Origin of the sequence: Saccharomonospora sp. NB11 (genome assembly GCF_015910535.1) — a bacterium.
In the GTDB taxonomy this organism is placed as follows: Bacteria; Actinomycetota; Actinomycetes; order Mycobacteriales; family Pseudonocardiaceae; genus Saccharomonospora.
The window spans coordinates 302488-319368 of sequence record NZ_JACBJG010000005.1 but is presented as its reverse complement, the minus strand read 5'-3'; the positions used below and the strand labels follow the sequence as shown (position 1 = coordinate 319368).

At 68.9% G+C, this 16881-nt stretch carries 15 protein-coding genes; 10 read left to right on the top strand and 5 right to left on the bottom strand.

The annotated features are described in order from the left end of the window. Window positions 1–137 precede the first annotated feature (137 nt). Window positions 138–1547, top strand: coding sequence for an FAD-binding oxidoreductase (locus JAV51_RS10095; protein ID WP_197320415.1), 1410 nt, complete (start codon window positions 138–140; stop codon window positions 1545–1547). Window positions 1548–1570: 23 nt separating this feature from the next. Here JAV51_RS10095 and asnB read toward each other — a convergent pair whose 3' ends face one another. Continuing rightward, the gene (gene asnB, locus JAV51_RS10090) at window positions 1571–3499 is read right to left on the bottom strand and encodes an asparagine synthase (glutamine-hydrolyzing) (RefSeq protein ID WP_197320414.1); all 1929 of its coding nucleotides are present in this window, start codon (window positions 3497–3499) and stop codon (window positions 1571–1573) included. 137 nt (window positions 3500–3636) lie between these two features. Here asnB and coxB point away from each other — a divergent pair, with 137 nt between their 5' ends. Continuing rightward, complete coding sequence (gene coxB, locus JAV51_RS10085; RefSeq protein WP_197320413.1) at window positions 3637–4584, top strand: cytochrome c oxidase subunit II; 948 nt, start codon at window positions 3637–3639, stop codon at window positions 4582–4584. A 50-nt stretch (window positions 4585–4634) separates the two neighbouring features. Continuing rightward, window positions 4635–5051: a cytochrome c oxidase subunit 4 gene (locus JAV51_RS10080; RefSeq protein WP_197320412.1), complete on the top strand. Its 417-nt coding sequence runs from the start codon at window positions 4635–4637 to the stop codon at window positions 5049–5051. A 186-nt stretch (window positions 5052–5237) separates the two neighbouring features. Here JAV51_RS10080 and trpD read toward each other — a convergent pair whose 3' ends face one another. Then, window positions 5238–6263 carry an anthranilate phosphoribosyltransferase gene (trpD, locus tag JAV51_RS10075; RefSeq protein ID WP_197320411.1) on the bottom strand — a complete coding sequence of 342 codons (1026 nt, stop codon included), beginning with the start codon at window positions 6261–6263 and terminating at the stop codon, window positions 5238–5240. A 173-nt stretch (window positions 6264–6436) separates the two neighbouring features. Beyond that, window positions 6437–6847 carry a hypothetical protein gene (locus tag JAV51_RS10070; protein WP_197320410.1) on the bottom strand — a complete coding sequence of 137 codons (411 nt, stop codon included), beginning with the start codon at window positions 6845–6847 and terminating at the stop codon, window positions 6437–6439. Window positions 6848–7006: 159 nt separating this feature from the next. Between JAV51_RS10070 and JAV51_RS10065 the strand changes: the two genes are divergently transcribed. The 4 genes from JAV51_RS10065 to JAV51_RS10050 all read left to right on the top strand — a co-directional run bounded on the left by JAV51_RS10065 (window position 7007) and on the right by JAV51_RS10050 (window position 11416). Beyond that, window positions 7007–7636 carry a heme-copper oxidase subunit III gene (locus JAV51_RS10065; RefSeq protein ID WP_197320409.1) on the top strand — a complete coding sequence of 210 codons (630 nt, stop codon included), beginning with the start codon at window positions 7007–7009 and terminating at the stop codon, window positions 7634–7636. 44 nt (window positions 7637–7680) lie between these two features. Continuing rightward, complete coding sequence (locus tag JAV51_RS10060; RefSeq protein WP_197320408.1) at window positions 7681–8505, top strand: cytochrome c; 825 nt, start codon at window positions 7681–7683, stop codon at window positions 8503–8505. A gap of 104 nt (window positions 8506–8609) precedes the next feature. Further along, the gene (locus JAV51_RS10055; protein WP_197320407.1) at window positions 8610–9758 is read left to right on the top strand and encodes a ubiquinol-cytochrome c reductase iron-sulfur subunit; all 1149 of its coding nucleotides are present in this window, start codon (window positions 8610–8612) and stop codon (window positions 9756–9758) included. Further along, a complete protein-coding gene (locus JAV51_RS10050) occupies window positions 9755–11416 on the top strand; it encodes a cytochrome bc complex cytochrome b subunit (protein WP_197320406.1) in 1662 nt (553 codons plus the stop codon). The genes JAV51_RS10055 and JAV51_RS10050 overlap by 4 nt, the downstream gene beginning before the upstream one ends. 136 nt (window positions 11417–11552) lie before the next feature. On the opposite strand, the gene JAV51_RS10045 is transcribed toward JAV51_RS10050, so the two are convergent. Together JAV51_RS10045 and JAV51_RS10040 are read right to left on the bottom strand one after the other, a co-directional pair. Then, complete coding sequence (locus JAV51_RS10045; RefSeq protein ID WP_197320494.1) at window positions 11553–11837, bottom strand: Lrp/AsnC family transcriptional regulator; 285 nt, start codon at window positions 11835–11837, stop codon at window positions 11553–11555. 81 nt (window positions 11838–11918) lie between these two features. Continuing rightward, the gene (locus tag JAV51_RS10040) at window positions 11919–13613 is read right to left on the bottom strand and encodes a DEDD exonuclease domain-containing protein (RefSeq protein WP_197320405.1); all 1695 of its coding nucleotides are present in this window, start codon (window positions 13611–13613) and stop codon (window positions 11919–11921) included. A gap of 118 nt (window positions 13614–13731) precedes the next feature. Here JAV51_RS10040 and JAV51_RS10035 point away from each other — a divergent pair, with 118 nt between their 5' ends. The 3 genes from JAV51_RS10035 to JAV51_RS10025 all read left to right on the top strand — a co-directional run bounded on the left by JAV51_RS10035 (window position 13732) and on the right by JAV51_RS10025 (window position 16701). Then, the gene (locus JAV51_RS10035; protein ID WP_197320404.1) at window positions 13732–15135 is read left to right on the top strand and encodes an NYN domain-containing protein; all 1404 of its coding nucleotides are present in this window, start codon (window positions 13732–13734) and stop codon (window positions 15133–15135) included. A 74-nt stretch (window positions 15136–15209) separates the two neighbouring features. After that, complete coding sequence (locus JAV51_RS10030) at window positions 15210–16418, top strand: M15 family metallopeptidase (RefSeq protein ID WP_197320403.1); 1209 nt, start codon at window positions 15210–15212, stop codon at window positions 16416–16418. A 37-nt stretch (window positions 16419–16455) separates the two neighbouring features. Beyond that, window positions 16456–16701: a hypothetical protein gene (locus JAV51_RS10025; RefSeq protein WP_197320402.1), complete on the top strand. Its 246-nt coding sequence runs from the start codon at window positions 16456–16458 to the stop codon at window positions 16699–16701. The last annotated feature ends 180 nt before the right edge of the window (window positions 16702–16881 follow it).

Genomic DNA, 16881 nt, shown 5'->3' with positions numbered 1-16881 from the left:
CAGTGGGTGGCGGCGGCGACACCGTCGCATGCCGCCGAGCGAGACGACCGGAGAGCCGGGCTCGACGTGACGACTGCCCGGCGTAACACGGGCACCGTGCCTGCGACTTCCCTCGAAGCCAGAGGGAAGGAGGCACGATGTCCACCACGTCACGAGAACCGGACGACCGCGCCGTGCGCGGCCTGGACACGGCGCTCACCGGCACGGTCGTGACCCCGGGCGATCCGCACTACGAGGACGTCCGCGAGGTATTCAACTCCATGATCACTGCGCGCCCGGCGGTGATCGCGCGCTGCGCCACACCCGACGACGTGGCGACGGCGTTGGCGTTCGCCGCCGACCACCGGCTGGAGGTGGCGGTGCGCGCGGGCGGTCACAGCGTCTCCGGAGCCAGTCTGGCCGACGGTGGGCTGGTGATCGACCTACGGCCGATGAACGAGGTCAGCGTCGACGTCGACCGGCGCACCGTCACCGTCGGAGGCGGAGCGACGTGGGCCGATTTGGATGCGGCGACCCAACCCCACCACCTGGCCACGACGGGTGGGCGGGTGTCCACCACCGGTGTCGCGGGGCTGACTCTCGGCGGTGGCTCCGGCTGGTTGGAGCGGCGCTTCGGGTTGGCCTGCGACAATCTGCTCGCGGTGGATCTCGTCACGGCGGCCGGACAGCGGCTGCACGTCGACGAGGAGAGCACACCCGACCTGTTCTGGGCCGTGCACGGTGGTGGTGGGAACTTCGGTGTCGCGACGTCCCTGACATTCGAGCTGCGCCCGCTGCCGGAGTTCTGCATCGCGCTGCTGGTGTGGCCGGAGTCCGAGGGCCGCGACGTTGCCCGGCTCTACCGCGACCTGATCGACACGGCGCCGGAGGCTGTCGGCGGTGGGGTGATCTACCACACGGCGGCGGAGGACGACCCCGTTCCGCCTGAGCTGGTGGACACGTTGTGCTGCGCCGTGCTCGTGACCCACACCGGGCCGATCGGGGAGCTGCGCGAGTTCGTCGCACCGCTCCGCGCCGCGCAACCGCGTGGCGAGTTCGTGGCCGAAGTGCCCTACGCCGAGTTCCAGCGCATGCTCGACGACCCGCCCGGACATCGCAACTACTGGTCGGACGAGAACCTGCGGGAGCTTCCGGACGCGGCGATCGACCGCTTCTGCGACCGCGCGCAGGAGATGCCGGTGCCTTCGGCCTCCCAGCAACTGTTGTTCCCCTGGGGCGGCGCGATCTCCCGGGGACGTGAGTGGCCGGGCTTCGACCGTGGCGCGGCCTGGGCGGTCCACCCGTTCGGCGTGTACCTCGACCCGGCTGACGACGCGCGCGTGAGGGCGTGGTCACGTGGGCTGTGCGCCGACGTCCGGCCGTGGGGGACCGGTGACGCGTATCTCAACTTCATCGGTGACGAAGGACACGACCGCGTCGTGGCGGGATTCGGCGAACGGCACTACCGGAGACTCGCGCGGATCAAGGCCGAGTACGACCCTGACGACGTCTTCCACCGCTGGCACGACATCCGGCCGAGCCGACCGACGATGGCGGGCGCCGACTGACGCCCGCCGTCATCGGGTGAGCGTCAGAGCTTGACCGGGTAGTGCGGCTCCGGCACCTCGGGCTTGATGCGGTGCTCGACGAAGATGCCGTGCCACAACATGAAGACCAGCAGCGCCCAGAGCCGCCTGCTGTGGTCGAGGGTGCCCGCCTTGTGCTCGGCCAGCATCGCGAGGATGGCGCGCTTGTCGAGCAGCTCGTCGGTCTTGGAGTCGTTGATGATGCCGCGGGCCCAGTCGTACATCTCGGACCGCAGCCAGTGCCGGATCGGCACGGGGAAGCCCAGCTTGCGCCGGTTGAGCACGTGCGCGGGCACGATGCCGTCGAGTGCCCGACGCAGGGCGTACTTCGTGGTCTCCCTGGTGATCTTCTGGTCCAACGGGATGGTCGAGGCCACCCGGAACACCTCGGCGTCCAGGAACGGCACCCGCAGCTCCAGCGAGTTGGCCATCGTCACCTTGTCGGCCTTGACGAGGATGTCGCCGCGCAGCCAGGTGAACAGGTCGACGTGCTGCATCCGCGCCACCGGGTCCCACCCGCGCGACAGCTCGTACCACGGGGCGGTGACGTCGCGGTGTCCGATGCCGTCGCGGAACGTCCGCAGGATCGGCTTCAACTGGTCGTCGCGGAAGAGGCGCGCGTTGCCGTAGTAGCGCTCCTCCAACGACAGCGCGCCGCGGCGCAGCAGGTCCTTGCCCCGGGTGCCCTCCGGGATCAGCGTGGACGCCTTGCCGATGAGCTTGCGGACGCCGCCCGGGACCTTCTCGAACGGCGCGAGCGACAGCGGTTCGCGGTAGATGGTGTAGCCGCCGAACAGCTCGTCCGAACCCTCGCCCGACAGCACGACCTTGACGTGCTTACGAGCCTCGCGCGCGATGAACCACAGCGGCACCAGCGCAGGGTCGGCGACCGGGTCGTCGAGGTACCACACGATGAGCGGCAGGGTCTCCATCATCTCCTCGGCGGAGACCGTGCGCACGACGTGCTTCACGCCGATGGCCGCGGCCGACTCGGCTGCGACGTCCACTTCGGAGTAGCCCTGACGCTCGAAGCCGGTGGTGAACGTGATCAGGTTCGGGTTGTGCTCCTTGGCCAGCGCGGCGATCGCCGTGGAGTCGATGCCGCCCGACAGGAACGAACCCACCGTGACGTCCGCGCGCATGTGCTTGGCCACCGAGTCGCGCAGGACCTCGGCGATGCTTTCGTGCAGCGCCGCCACCTGAGCCGCACCCGACACCGGCTGCGCGCGGAACTCGGGGGAGAAGTAGCGCTCGATCCGCGGCTCGCCGCCCGGCGACACCGTGAACGAGGTGCCGGACTCGATACGGCGGATGTTCTGGTGCAGCGACTCCGGCTCGGGGACGTACTGCAGCGTCAGGTAGTGCTGCAGGGCCGTGCGGTCGAGTTCCTGCGCGATGCCCAGGGTGTCGGTGAGCTCCAGCAGGCTTTTCTTCTCGCTCGCGAACGCCACTCCGTTGGGGCCGGAGGCGTAGAACAGCGGCTTGATGCCGAACGGGTCCCGTGCACCGAAGAGGACCTCGCGCTCGGAGTCCCAGATGAGGAACGCGAACATGCCGCGGAGTCGGCCCACCGCGGCGGTGCCGAGGTAGTGGTAGGCGGCCACGATGGCCTCGGTGTCGCCCTCTGTGGCGAACTTCGCACCGTGTTCTGTGGCCAACTCCTCACGCAGTTCGAGGTAGTTGTAGATCTCACCGTTGAAGTTGATGGTGTACCGGGTCGGGTTGTCCTCGGGACCCCACGTCAGCGGCTGGTGAGAGTGTTCGAGGTCGATGATCGCGAGGCGGTTGAAGCCGTAGACGATCCGACCATCGGCCCAGGTGTCGGTCTCGTCGGGGCCGCGATGCCGCTGGCAGCGCAGGGCGCGGCCGACGGCCTCCCGCGCGTTCGCCGCGTCGTCCTCACTGCCACAGACCAGTCCAAGCAGGCCGCACACGCCGTTTCACACACCCTTTGTTAGTCAAAGCCTGAGTCGTAAGTCGCAAGTATGCCGGGGAAGGCGGTGACGCCGCTGTCCCGGGTCTCGGCTAGAGTCCCATGCGTTGCAAGGATCGGGCGAGGAGGCATCACGGAGTGGGCGTTCTTGAGCGCACCCGGGGCACACGACGAGGCAAGGCCGGCAAACTAGCCGCGCTCGCCGCGCTCGTCGCTTTGACGGTCACCGGTTGCTCGGGCGAGGAGATTCTGCGGTTCGGGTGGCCCGAAGGTGTCACGCCGGAGGCCGACAAGATGCGCACCTTCTGGACCTGGTCGGTCGTGGCCGCGCTCGGCGTCGGTGTGATCGTGTGGGGGCTCATCTTCTGGTCGATGGCCTTCCACCGGAAGAAGAAGGGCAAGAACGAGCCTCTGCCGAGGCAGTTCCAGTACAACGTGCCGTTGGAGCTCTTCGTCGTCGTGCTCCCGGTCGTCATGGTCTGTGTCCTGTTCTTCTTCACGGCGGTCACCGAGCAGTCGGTGCTGGCCGAGGAGGACGACCCCGACGTGGTCGTGGACGTGACCGGTTTCCAGTGGAACTGGGAGTTCACCTACCCGGAGGAGGAGGCCGAGAACGGCCAGCCGGTCACCACGGTCGGTAGCTCCAGCGAGATTCCGCTGCTGGTCGTCCCCACCGACCGGACGATCCAGTACAACCTGGTGTCCGCGGACGTCATCCACTCCTTCTGGGTGCCGGAGTTCCACTTCAAGCGGGACGTCATGCCGCACCCGGACAAGAACAACCAGGACAACTCGTTCCAGAACACCATCGACCAGGAAGGTGCCTTCGTCGGCCGGTGCGCCGAGCTGTGCGGTACCTACCACGCGATGATGAACTTCGAGGTCCGTGCTCTGTCGCCGGACAAGTTCGACCGGTACATCGAGCTGCGCAAGCAGATGAACCCGGACACGGGTCAGCCGAACACCGCCGCCGAGGCTCTGGCGATCATGCAGGGCGAAGGCTGCGACGAGAAGCTGTGCAGCCCGGTCGCCACGACCACGAGCCCGTTCTCGACCGACCGCACGCTGCGGACCGCGTCGAACTAGGTCGGGCCTCGAGAAGTGACCCAGCGATCGAGTAAGAAGGACACACGCTCATGAAGGTCGAAGCTCGGGTTTTCGACATCGTCGCGATCTTCGGTTTCGTCGTCGCCATCGTCTACGGGGTGCTGACCGCGCAGATGACGGACGACGGCATCGAGCCGATCGGCACGATCGCGCTCCTGCTGTCCGGTGGTCTGGCACTGCTGGTGGGGAGCTACTTCCGGTTCGTCGCTCGCCGGATCGAGCCCCGTCCCGAGGACCACGAGGACGCCGAGATCAGCGACGGCGCCGGTGAGCTGGGCTTCTTCAGCCCGGGTAGCTACTGGCCCGTCGGGGTCGCCGCGGCGGCTGCTCTGCTCAGCCTGGCGCTGGCGTTCTGGCAGCCGTGGTTGATCATCGTCGGCATCGTGGTGGTCATCATCTCGGTCGCGGGTCTGGTCTTCGAGTACCACACCGGCCCCAGCCACTGATTTTTCCGATCCTGACGAGGGGCCCCGGTCTGCGACCGGGGCCCCTCGTTTCGTGCTGTGGGCGGCCGACCGCGCTGCTCGTCGAGCCGGCGGCTGCGGTCACGACGACCGGGGGAGCGCACACGTTCGCCCGGCGGCGGCCGAGACGGCCGGCACGCCGGGCGTAGGTCAGGTTCGGTGAGGTGCTCAGCCGCGCTTGATCCAGCGGTCCAGCAGGTCCGCGACGGCGCCGGAGTCCAGGGCCTCGGTGGCTCGCTGCAGTCCCGCCTGCAGGTCGGCGGTGAGGTCGCCGGAGAAGCCGGTGAACGCGGCCAGCGCTCCGGCTGCGTTGAGCAGGACCGCGTCGCGCACGGGACCCTTCGTGCCCGCCACGAGGTCCTTCACGACCTCGGCGTTCGCCGCGGCGTCGCCACCGCGGAGCGCGTCGGCGTCGGAGAGCGGGATGTCGAGGTCCGTGGGGTCGACGGCCGTCCGGTGCACCTCGCCGTTCGACACCACCCACGCCGTGCTGGTGGTCGTGGTGGTGAGCTCGTCGAACCCGTCGTCACCCCGGACGAGCAGCACGCTGTGGCCGCGGCGCGCGAACACCTCGGCGAGCACGGGGGCCTTGTCCTCGTAGGCGCACCCGATGAGCCCCGACGTCGGCTGCGCGGGGTTGGTGAGCGGGCCGAGCAGGTTGAACGCCGTGGAGACGCCCAGCTCGCGCCGGGGAGGGCCGGTGTGGCGGTAGGCGGGGTGGAACACGGGCGCGAAGCAGAAGCCGATGCCGAGTTCCTCGACACAGCGGCGGACGTCGTCGGGTTCGGAGTCGATCGTGACGCCGAGCGCCTCCAGCACGTCGGCGGCCCCCGACTTCGACGAGGCGGCGCGGTTGCCGTGCTTGACGACGGGAGCGCCCGCGGCCGCGACCACCAGGGAGGTCATCGTGGAGATGTTCACAGACCCCTTGCGGTCGCCGCCCGTGCCCACGATGTCCACGGTGGGAATGTCCAGTTCGATCCGCTTGGCGTGCGCGAGCATGGCCTGCGCCATGCCGGCGATCTCGGCCGGAGTCTCGCCCTTGGACCGCAGCGCCACGGCGAATCCGGCGATCTGTGCAGGGGTGGCCGTGCCGGACATCACCTGGTCCATCGCCCACGCCGTGGCGTCCTCGGAGAGGTCGACGTGCTCGATGAGCTCGTTGAGGACGGTCGGCCAGGTGTGTTCAGACATGCTCATCTCCGAAGACGCCGACACCACGCGAGGTGCGGCCACTGTGATTCGAGGCTCATCTCCCGACGGCGAGGTGAGCCGGGGGCAGGTCAGGAGCCGGTCGACGGTGACCGAAACCTCACCAGGGGCGACCGATATGACGGCCGCCCCGTAGGAGAACGGTATCGGCCCGGTCAGCCGTTCACTGCGGGCACACGCTGGGCCCGCAGCACGTCCGCGACCGTCTCCGCCGCGGTGAGCGGGTCGAGCGGGTGGACCAGCACGGCGTCGGCCTGCGACCAGGTGGCGAGCCAGCGGTCGTCCCTGCGTCGGACGGCCACCACGATAGGCGGACAGTCGGACAGCTCGTGCTTCAACTGACGGGTGAGACCGATGCCACCGGTGGGTTGTGCCTCACCGTCGAAAATGGCGAGATCGATCTCACCCGAGTCCATCTCCGTGATGACCTCGGCCACGCTCGCGGCCTCGACGTAGGACACCTTTCCCAGATCCGGGGCCGGTCGACGGCCGATTGCGTTGACGATGGAGTCGCGCACCTCCGGCTTGTGGCTGAAAACCAGGATCTTCTTGGCCGGCTCGCTCATCCTCGCGTCCTTTGCGCCTCGACGATGGTGACGAGGCTCATGCTAACGGGCGTACCCCCTCGTTACCCAGCGGGTTCAAGGTCCTTTCGGTAGCGTTTTCGCTCCGTGCACGACCGTCCGTAGGACCCGATCTGCGGCGCTCGGTCGAGGGGAGACATAATGCGAGCCGTGACAACGGCAGCTCCTTCCATCAGCCAGCGAGTGCACTCGCTGAACCGGCCGAACATGGTGAGTGTCGGCACGATCGTGTGGCTGTCCAGCGAGCTCATGTTCTTCGCTGGCCTCTTCGCCATGTTCTTCACGGTCAAGGCGCAGAACGACTCCGGCATCTGGCCGCCGCTCAATCCGGCGACGGGTGAGCCGATCCACCTGGACATCGCGTACGCGCTGCCGTTCACGATCATCCTGGTGGCATCGTCCTTCACGTGCCAGTTCGGTGTGTTCGCGGCCGAGCGCGGCGACGTCTTCGGACTGCGCCGCTGGTACCTCATCACCCTGCTCATGGGGACGGTCTTCACCCTGGGGCAGGCGGGCGAGTACGCCATGCTCATCAGCGAGGGCGTGACCATTCCGTCAGGTCCCTGGGGTTCGGTGTTCTTCATTACGACGGGCTTCCACGGTCTGCACGTCATCGGTGGTCTGATCGCGTTCGTCCTGCTGTTGGCGCGGACGAAGCTGAGCAAGTTCACACCGGCTCAGGCGACCTCGGCGATCGTGGTGTCCTACTACTGGCACTTCGTCGACATCGTGTGGATCGGCCTGTTCGCGGTGATCTACATCGTTCCTTGATCTCGAGTATTCGGCCGAACTGACAGCAAGGGTTGCCGCAGAAGATGTTCTTCAAGAAGAAGCCCGTCGCCGCGGAGAGGCGATCGGCTCGTCGCACGAAATTCCGTCGTCGCATGGCCAGCACGCTGGCCCTCGGCGTGGCGTTGTTGAGCGCGGGCGGTCTGTACACGGTGTTCGCGCCGGAGCCGCAGACGGCGCAGGCGCAGGAGGACCCGGCCCTCATCCGCAAGGGTGAGGAGGTCTACAACAACAGCTGCATCAGCTGCCACGGCGAGAACCTGCAGGGTGTCGAGGACCGCGGCCCGAGCCTCATCGGTGTCGGCGAGGCGTCGGTGTACTTCCAGACCGCGAGCGGTCGTATGCCGATGGTCCGGCAGGAGGCTCAGGCGTCGCGCAAGCCGCCGAGGCTCTCCCCCGAGGAGATCGACGCGGTCGGCGCCTACATCCAGGCCAACGGCGGTGGGCCGCAGCGTCCCGCCGAGAAGGGCGCGGAGCTGCGTGGCGAGAACCCCGCGCGTGGCGCGGAGCTGTTCCGCCTGAACTGCGCGTCGTGCCACAACTTCACCGGGCAGGGTGGCGCCCTGTCGGCGGGCAAGTACGCGCCGCCGCTCGAACCCGCCACCGAGGAAGAGATCTACACCGCGATGTTGACCGGGCCGCAGAACATGCCGAAGTTCTCCGACCGTCAGCTCTCCCCCGAGGAGAAGCAGGACATCATCGCCTACCTGAAGTCGGTCTCGGGCACCAACAACGCCCCCGGCGGTAACCCGCTCGGTGGCCTCGGCCCGGCGTCGGAAGGTGTGATCGCCTGGATTGTCGGCATCGGTGCGCTGATCGGCGCGACTCTGTGGATCGGATCGAGGGCGTAAGGCATGCACACGCCAGTCGAGCCACGGCGGCGTTCAGCCGGGAAGGCCAAGGGTGAGGGGCTTACGCCCTGCACGCGGAGCACAGCGAGGCAGGTTCAGACAGCATGAGTAGCGGTAACGGGCCGGAGCAGCGGCCGAGCGACGAGGAGCTCGCGGGTATGAGCCGTGACGAACTCGTCCGGCTCGGTGCGAAGCTGGACGGGGTCGAGATCGTCAACTACCCCGACCCCTGGCCGGTCAAGGGCACCAAGGCCGAGCGCCGGGCCCAGCGAGTGGTGGCGTTGTGGTTCCTCATCGCCACGCTGGCGGGTCTCGGCTTCATCGGCGCGTTGATCTGGTGGCCGTCGGAGTACGTTCCGGCGGACGACGAGAGCGGTCACTTCTGGTACAGCCTGTACACGCCGGTGCTGGGCATCTCGCTCGGTGTGTCGGTGCTCGCGTTGTCGATCGGCATCCTGCTCTACACGAAGCGGTTCATCCCGAACGAGCTCGCCGTGCAGGAGCGCACCGACAACATGGGCAAGGGCTCGGCCGAGATCGACCGGCAGACGCTGGTCGCGCAGCTCGCTGACGCGGGCGAGCGCAGCACGATCGGTCGCCGGTCCATGATCAAGCGGACCGCCGGGCTCGGCGCCGGTGTGCTCGGTCTGGGCACCGTGGCGCTGCCGGTCGCGGGTTTCATCAAGAACCCGTGGGAGAACCCGAACAGCCCCGACTCGCTGGCCCACACCGGATGGATGCCGCAGTACCCGGGCGAGATCGTCTACCTGCGTCGCAACACCGGCGACCCGCACGAGATCTCGCTCGTGCGACCGGAGGACCTGGACGCGGGCGGCATGGAGACGGTGTTCCCGTTCCGTGAGTCCGAGCGGGGCGACTCGCACGCGCTGTCGGTGGCGCTCAAGCGCTCCGACAACCCCGTGATGCTGATCCGGCTCCGCACCGAGGACGCCGAGCGGGTCGTCAAGCGCAAGGGGCAGGAAGACTTCAACTACGGCACCTACTACGCGTACTCGAAGATCTGTACGCACGTGGGTTGCCCGGCGTCGTTGTACGAGCAGCAGACCAACCGGCTGCTGTGCCCGTGCCACCAGTCGCAGTTCGACATGCTGCAGTACGCCAAGCCCGTGTTCGGCCCGGCGACTCGCGCGCTGCCGCAGCTGCCCATCACGGTGCACGAGGACGGCTACTTCATTGCTCGGCACGACTTCATCGAGCCGATCGGACCGGGTTTCTGGGAGCGCAAGTCATGAGCTCACTCACCACGCCGACGAAGGGCTCCGGCTTGCTGGCGAAGCAGGCCGCTGCGGCGGCGAACAATGCCGACCAGCGGTACGTGATGGCCAAGGGGATTCGGCACCAGCTGAACAAGGTGTTCCCGACCCACTGGTCGTTCCTGCTGGGCGAGGTGGCCCTTTACAGCTTCATCATCCTGATCCTCTCGGGGATCTACCTGACGCTGTTCTTCGACCCCTCGATGGCGGAAGTCGTCTACGACGGCCCGTACACGAACCTGCAGGGCGTCGAGATGTCGCGGGCGTTCGAGTCGACGCTGCAGATCTCGTTCGAGGTCCGCGGCGGACTCTTCATCCGCCAGGTGCACCACTGGGCGGCGCTGATCTTCGTCGCGTCCATGTTCGTGCACATGTTCCGGATCTTCTTCACCGGAGCGTTCCGCAGGCCGCGTGAGGCCAACTGGGTCATCGGCGCGCTGCTGCTGATCCTGGGCATGTTCGAGGGCTTCTTCGGCTACTCGCTCCCGGACGACCTGCTCTCCGGTACGGGTATCCGCGCGACGCTGTCCGGCATCGTGCTCTCGGTGCCGGTGGTCGGCACGTGGCTGCACTGGGCGCTCTTCGGTGGCGAGTTCCCCGGGACGATGATCGTGCCGCGTATGTACGCGCTGCACATTCTGATCATTCCGGGCATCATGCTCGCGCTGGTGGCGGCGCACCTCGCGCTGGTCTGGTACCAGAAGCACACCCAGTTCCCGGGTGCGCGTCGCAAGGAGACCAACGTCGTCGGCGTCCGCATCATGCCGGTGTTCGCCCTGAAGGCCGGGACGTTCTTCGCCCTGGTGACCGGCTTCATCGCCCTGATGTCGGGTCTGTTCCAGATCAACTCGGTCTGGCACATCGGGCCGTACAACCCGTCGCAGGTGTCGGCGGGGTCGCAGCCCGACTGGTACATGGCGTGGGCCGACGGCATCCTTCGTATCTACCCGGCCTGGGAGCTGTACCTGGGCAACTACACCGTTCCCCCGGTGTTCTTCGCCGGTGCGATCGGTATGGGCATCCTGTTCACGATGCTCATCGGCTACCCGTTCATCGAACGGAAGCTGTCGAAGGACACCGCGCACCACAACCTCTTGCAGCGTCCGCGTGACGCACCGGTACGCACCAGTCTCGGTGTGATGGCGTTGACGTTCTTCATGGTGCTGGAGATCTCCGGCTTCAACGACATCATCGCGTTCAAGTACGACATCTCGCTGAACGCGATGACGTGGGCGGGCCGGATCGGTCTCCTGGTGCTGCCGCCGTTGGCGTACTACATCACGTACCGGATCTGCCTCGGCTTGCAGCGCTCCGACCGTGAGGTGCTGGAGCACGGTGTCGAGACCGGCATCATCAAGCGGCTCCCGCACGGTGAGTTCATCGAGGTGCACCAGCCGCTCGGCCCGGTGGACGAGCACGGCCACCCGGTCCCGCTGGAGTACCAGGGCGCCACGGTGCCGAAGAAGATGAACCAGCTCGGCAGCGCGGGCAAGCCGGTGGCCGGTTCGATGTGGTCGCCGGACCCGGCGGAGGAGACCGCTGCGCTGGAGCGGGCGCGGGCCCAGCAGGGCGACCACGCCGACGGCGAGCTGGAAGCGCCGCAGCCGGAGCAGACGGGTTCCTCCGGCACCAAGTAGGCGGAAGCCAGCCGTTCTCGAGACGACGAGGCCCCCACCACCGACCTCGGTGGTGGGGGCCTTCGTCGTGCGTGCCGCGGGTGAGAGCCGACTCCGCTTGACTCCGCCCGGACGGCGTAGTCGGTGTCAGGCGGTGTCAGTCGTCGTCGAGGCCGATGTCGAACGCGGTGTCGGTGTCGGCGCGGGAGTACGACCGGAACGCGATGTGGGTGACGGTGTCGAGCACACCCGGCACCTTGCCGATGCGGGCGGGGATGACCTCGGCCAACTGTTCGTGGTTGGCGACCCGGAGGACGGCGACGAGGTCGACGTCACCGGCACACGAGTACACCTCGGACACCCCGTCGATGTCCGCGATCGCCTGCGCGGTCTCCGGGATGCTGTCCGTCGCGGCGTTGATGAGCACGATCGCGGTAACCAACACGGCCTCCTTGTGGTCTGACGACTCGCTGGTCGGACTGCTTCGTGGCCTTCGAGCGTACGGGGACGCGCCGCGCGGGGCTCACGGTGTTCCCGCGTTCTCCAGTGCGGTGGCGGTGTCGACGGCGTCGAGCCACGACCGCCACCCTCCGGCACCGTGGAGCGGTTCTGCCCACGGTGAGGAGGTGCGCACCAATCGGACGCCCGGCCGAGTCAGCCAGCGCCACAGCAGCGCGGTCTCCTCCGGATTGGCTCCTCGCAGTGGACCCGGGCCGGGGAGGACGGTCTCGGCCGAGACGACGAGGGCGTCGACCACCGGCATCGGGGGCACGCCTCGGCGGGCGAGCCCGGCCGAGGCCAGCCTGCCGTACCGCACGACGGCGAACTCCCAACCTCCCGAGCCGTCGGGTGCGGCGGCGACCAGCTCCGCCACGGACGCCAGCGCGGTGAGCCGATGTCGCCTGTCGACGGCGCGGAGCAGGGCCGCGAGGTCGTCGCGGTGGCGGGCGGCGCGTTCGAAGCGGTGGGCCGCCGAGAGTTCGTCGAGCCGGTCGCGCGCCCGGTGCAGCAGTCCGGCGTCCACGCCCTCCACGAGATCCGACACCGCGCGGACGGCGGGGCGGTACTGCTCCACCGTCTGGGCTCCCGTGCAGGGCGCACCGCAGCGGCCCAGCTCCGCGAGCATGCAGGGGCTGCCCGAGGCGCCCGACGCCGGGATGCGCATCGTGCAGGTCCGCAGGGAGGCGATGTCGGCGAGGGTCTCGGCGGCCGTCCGGGCACGAGGGTGGGAACTGAACGGCCCGAGCGCGCCGTCGCGGGGTCGGCGCACCACGGACAGGCGGGGGAAGGGCTCGTCGGTGAGTGCGACCCACCAGGCCTTGCCGGGGTTCTTCGACCGGCGGTTGTAGGCCGGGCGGTGCGCGGCCAACAGGCGCAGTTCCCGCACGGACGCCTCCAGCGCGTGGGCACACTCCACGGTGTCGACCCGCTCGGCGAGCGTCACCATCTCCTTGATCCGCCCTCGGCTCTCGGAGGACGTGAAGTACTGCCTCACCCGGCGGCGCAGGTTGCTCGCGGTGCCCACGTAGAGCACCTCGTCCGACGGTCCTCGGAACAGGTACACGCCGGGGCGTTCGGGGAGGTCCTTCGCGAGCTCGCGTTTGCGTCGTTGGGTCGGTGTGACGTCGGGCAGGTAGTCGAGTAGTTCCTCCAGGGACTGCACGCCGAGCGAGCCGACGCGTTCGAGCAGGCCGTGCAGGACGTCGACCGTGGCCCTGGCGTCGTCCAGCGCTCGGTGGGTCGGTGTGGTGGCCGAGCCGAACAGGGCGGCCAGGGCGGACAGTCGGTGGCTTCGCACCTCGTGCCGCAGCACCCGCCGGGAGAGTTTGAGGGTGCAGAGCACCACCGGCCTCGGCCAGTCGTAGCCGTGTTCGCGGCACGCGGCCTTGAGGAACGAGGTGTCGAACCCGGCGTTGTGGGCCACGAGCACCGCTCCCTCGGCGAACTCCAGGAAGGCGGGCAGCACCCGTTCGATGCGGGGCGCGGACCGGACCATCGCCGTGGTGATCCCGGTGAGGGCCACCACCTGGGGAGGAATGGGAGCTCCCGGGTCGACGAGCGTCGCGAACTCGCCGAGCACCTCGCCGCCACGGACCTTCACGGCACCGATCTCCGTGATGTTGCCGCCGTCGGGCGCGCCACCGGTGGTTTCGAGATCCACGATCACGAAGGTCACGTCGCGCAGGGGAGTGCCCAGCTCGTCGAACGCAAGCTGCATGAGCGGACACCCTAGGCAGTGACACCGACAGTCTTCGATCGGGTGTGGCGCGTGTGTGATCGACGGCGACATCGGATCGGAGGCGCGGTCGGCGACGGCGAGAATCTAAGCTGGACCGATGCTGTCGTCGTCCGCGCATCCCGAGCACCCCGGGGAGACACCTTCGGGTGAGACGCCCGTGGCGGACGGTGCGACCGAGCTCCGGCACACCGATGCGGAGGAGGACCGGACGGTGACCGAACCCGTCGACTGGCTCGGGCTGCCCGAGCCGATCCGGGACCGGGTCGCGGAGTTGGCCGCCGCCGCCCTGGGCCGGTTGCCCGCTGACGACGTGCCCCGACAACTGCGACCGGTGGCGCGGTTCGCCCCGGCCAAGCGCGCGAGGCTCGGCGGTTCGGCCCTGTTGGCCGCGCTGCGCGACTCGACCCGGTTCCGCACCGCGGTGTTGGAGTGGTTGCGTGAGCACCGGGTCGACGCCCTCGACCCGAACGTCGCCGACCCCGTCGCCGCGGCCGCTGCCGCCGTGCTGCTCAACGAGTCGAGTGCCTCCTCCCGGGTGCGGTTGGTGGCGCGGCACACCGAGGAGTCCACGCTGCGTGCCGAGCGGGACGCCGCGCTGGCGCGGGTGCGCCGGCTGGAGTCGGAGGTCGAGCGGCTGCGGGCCGAGCTGGAGCAGGCACGCCAGGAGGTGGAGCGCGCCCGCGCCGAACGGGAGGACGAGGTCGTCAAGCTCCGAGGACGCCTGCGGGAGCAGGGTGTGACGGTGCGGCGAGCGAAGGACGAGGCGGCAGAGGCCGTGGCCGCGCGTGAGCGCATCGAGGCGGAGCGGGACGCCGACGTGGAGGCGATCACCGCCCGGTACGAGCGGGAGCGGCAGAAGGCGGCAGCCGAACGGGCTCGGGCCGAGCGGGCGATGGCGGAGGCGGAGGCAGCCCGCCAGTCCGCGCGGGAGGCGCGCGACGCCGACGAGGTGCGGTTGTCGATGCTGTTGGACACGCTGAGCGGCGCAGTGGACGGGTTGCGTCGTGAGCTGGCGGTGGGCGGCAGCCCGCGCCGTCCCGCGGACACCGTGCGCGGTGCCAACCCGGGACGGCGGGGCGGTCGGGTCTCGGAGCCGAGGACGCTCGACACGCTGCTGTCGCTGCCGAGCGTGCACCTGATCGTCGACGGCTACAACGTCACGAAGACCGGCTATCCCGACCTCTCCCTCGCCGAGCAACGGCAGCGACTGGTGCGGCAGTTGGGCGCGCTGAAGGCCCGGACCGGAGCCGAGATCACCGTGGTGTTCGACGGTGCCGACGTCACCACGGTCGCGTCGGCGGGCCCGCGCACGGTGCGGGTGTTGTTCTCCGACCCGGGCGTGCTGGCCGACGACGTGATCCGCACGATCGTGCGGTCGGAGCCCGCCGGTCGTCCGCTGGTGGTCGCCACGTCGGACCAGGCCGTCGTGACGTCGGTGTGTGCCGCGGGGGCCCACGCCGTTCCGGCCGCGGTGCTGTTGACCCGGCTCGGGCGAGTCTGACTCCTTCTCCGCGTTCCGCCGCTTCGTGAGGTGGTATTCCCCGGTGACTCGGTCGACGTCGTCGCGGAGGCGGTATGCGCGTGTTCGGAGTGTCGCTGTCGATGCTCGTGCTGCTGACGGTGTGTCCGTCCTCGCCGTCGCAGGCGGCGCCGCTCGCTCGCGTGGGGAGCGAGGTGAGCGGGGTGGTCGAGCCACAGCCGGAGGCACAGGCGGTCCGGTCGTGGCGAAGCCGGCTCACCGAACTCGAACGGGCGGGGGTGCGGATACCGCCGAGGCGCGCCCTGCTCGACCTGGACCGGCTCCCGCCGAGGCTGCGACCCGCGCGTGCGGCGGACGGGTCCGTCCAACACGGTGTCGCCTGGGCACCGGAGGCAGGGACGATGGTGGTGCCCCGGGAGGTGACGGCTGTCGTGTCGGGGGCGTTGAACGCGGTCGGCAAGCCGTACTCCGACGACGGGGACGGGCCGCACGCGTTCTCGTGCGACGGCCTGGTGCACGCGCTCTACCGGAGGGTGGGCATCGACGTGCCGACGTCGGCGGTGGCGCAGTGGGCCACGGGGCGACCGGTGGCCTTCGAGGACGCGGTGCCGGGGGATCTCGTCGTCGTGGGCTCGCAGCGCCACGGCCTCCAGTCGATCGGCATCGTGGTCGGGGACGACGAGATGGTGGTCGCGGACGCCCGGTCGGCGAGGGTGGTGGTGGCGAGGTTGCCCGATCCGAGCACGGTGCTCGGGGTGGTTCGGCCGAGCCTCGGCCGCCGGTCGGCGGACCAGGTGGTGGCCGGTGGAGCCGGTGCGGACGGCGGTGACGGCGCCGGGGCGTTGGCCTGGCGGTGCGGCGGACTGAGCCCGTCGCATAGTGACGGCCCGGCTCGCCGGGGGTGGGCGGGGTATCCGAACGGGTTGATTCCCGGCGACGTTCTCTGTCCGTTGGAGGAGGAACCACACGCGTTGCGTTGCGACGCCGCCTACGACCTTTCCGCGCTTTCGGAGGCTTACGCCGACGATCTCGGCGAGCCGTTGTGTCTGACCGATTCCTACCGGACTCTGGCGATGCAACTCGATCTGCAACGTCGGAAACCGGAACTGTCGGCCACTCCCGGGACGAGCAATCACGGCTGGGGGTTGGCGGTGGATCTCTGTGGCGGGGTGGAACGGTTCGGCAGTCGTGAGCACCGGTGGATGCAGCGGCACGCGGCGGAGTTCGGCTGGGTGCATCCCTCCTGGGCACGGGAGGGCAGCCCGAGAGAGGAACCGTGGCACTGGGAGTACGTTCGCGAATGACGTGCAAATTGTCGGAGTCGTTCGTACGGTCGTCGGCATGGACGAATTCGAATCCGCCGACGCCGAGGGCGACCGTGCTCCCGGAGAAGGCGACCGAAATACCGGGGACGTCACGGTCGACTGCCATTCGTGCGTGCTTCGGGATCGTGCCTGCGGGAACTGCGTGGTGACCGCGATGGTCGACCGGGTGGGGCCGCCGCGGTGGGGTCCGGAGGAACTGCGGGCCCTGGCGCTGTTGGCCGACGTGGGATTGCTGCCGCCGTTGCGTTACGAGGCTGCCTGACGGGACCACGGTGCATTTCTTCGCAACGGGCGACTGGGTCGATCGAGAGCGGTGTTTGATCACTCTGTGCCAGTCATTCGGTGAGCGGTCCATCCGATCAGGTGAACGGTCTGTCGATTGATGAGCGCAACGTGTTGCCCTGGTCACAGCGCCGGACAAAGTGCTGGTCCGAACGCTCAC

Bases quoted from the DNA above. Each gene is read 5' to 3' on its own strand.
- JAV51_RS10080 (WP_197320412.1), top strand. From the start codon at position 4,635: ATGAAGGTCGAAGCTCGGGTTTTCGACATCGTCGCGATCTTCGGTTTC.
- JAV51_RS10040 (WP_197320405.1), bottom strand. From the start codon at position 13,613: ATGCAGCTTGCGTTCGACGAGCTGGGCACTCCCCTGCGCGACGTGACC.
- JAV51_RS10065 (WP_197320409.1), top strand. From the start codon at position 7,007: ATGCGAGCCGTGACAACGGCAGCTCCTTCCATCAGCCAGCGAGTGCAC.
- JAV51_RS10070 (WP_197320410.1), bottom strand. From the start codon at position 6,847: ATGAGCGAGCCGGCCAAGAAGATCCTGGTTTTCAGCCACAAGCCGGAG.
- trpD (WP_197320411.1), bottom strand. From the start codon at position 6,263: ATGTCTGAACACACCTGGCCGACCGTCCTCAACGAGCTCATCGAGCAC.
- JAV51_RS10060 (WP_197320408.1), top strand. From the start codon at position 7,681: ATGTTCTTCAAGAAGAAGCCCGTCGCCGCGGAGAGGCGATCGGCTCGT.
- JAV51_RS10095 (WP_197320415.1), top strand. From the start codon at position 138: ATGTCCACCACGTCACGAGAACCGGACGACCGCGCCGTGCGCGGCCTG.
- JAV51_RS10030 (WP_197320403.1), top strand. From the start codon at position 15,210: ATGCGCGTGTTCGGAGTGTCGCTGTCGATGCTCGTGCTGCTGACGGTG.
- JAV51_RS10025 (WP_197320402.1), top strand. From the start codon at position 16,456: ATGGACGAATTCGAATCCGCCGACGCCGAGGGCGACCGTGCTCCCGGA.
- JAV51_RS10055 (WP_197320407.1), top strand. From the start codon at position 8,610: ATGAGTAGCGGTAACGGGCCGGAGCAGCGGCCGAGCGACGAGGAGCTC.
- JAV51_RS10050 (WP_197320406.1), top strand. From the start codon at position 9,755: ATGAGCTCACTCACCACGCCGACGAAGGGCTCCGGCTTGCTGGCGAAG.
- JAV51_RS10035 (WP_197320404.1), top strand. From the start codon at position 13,732: ATGCTGTCGTCGTCCGCGCATCCCGAGCACCCCGGGGAGACACCTTCG.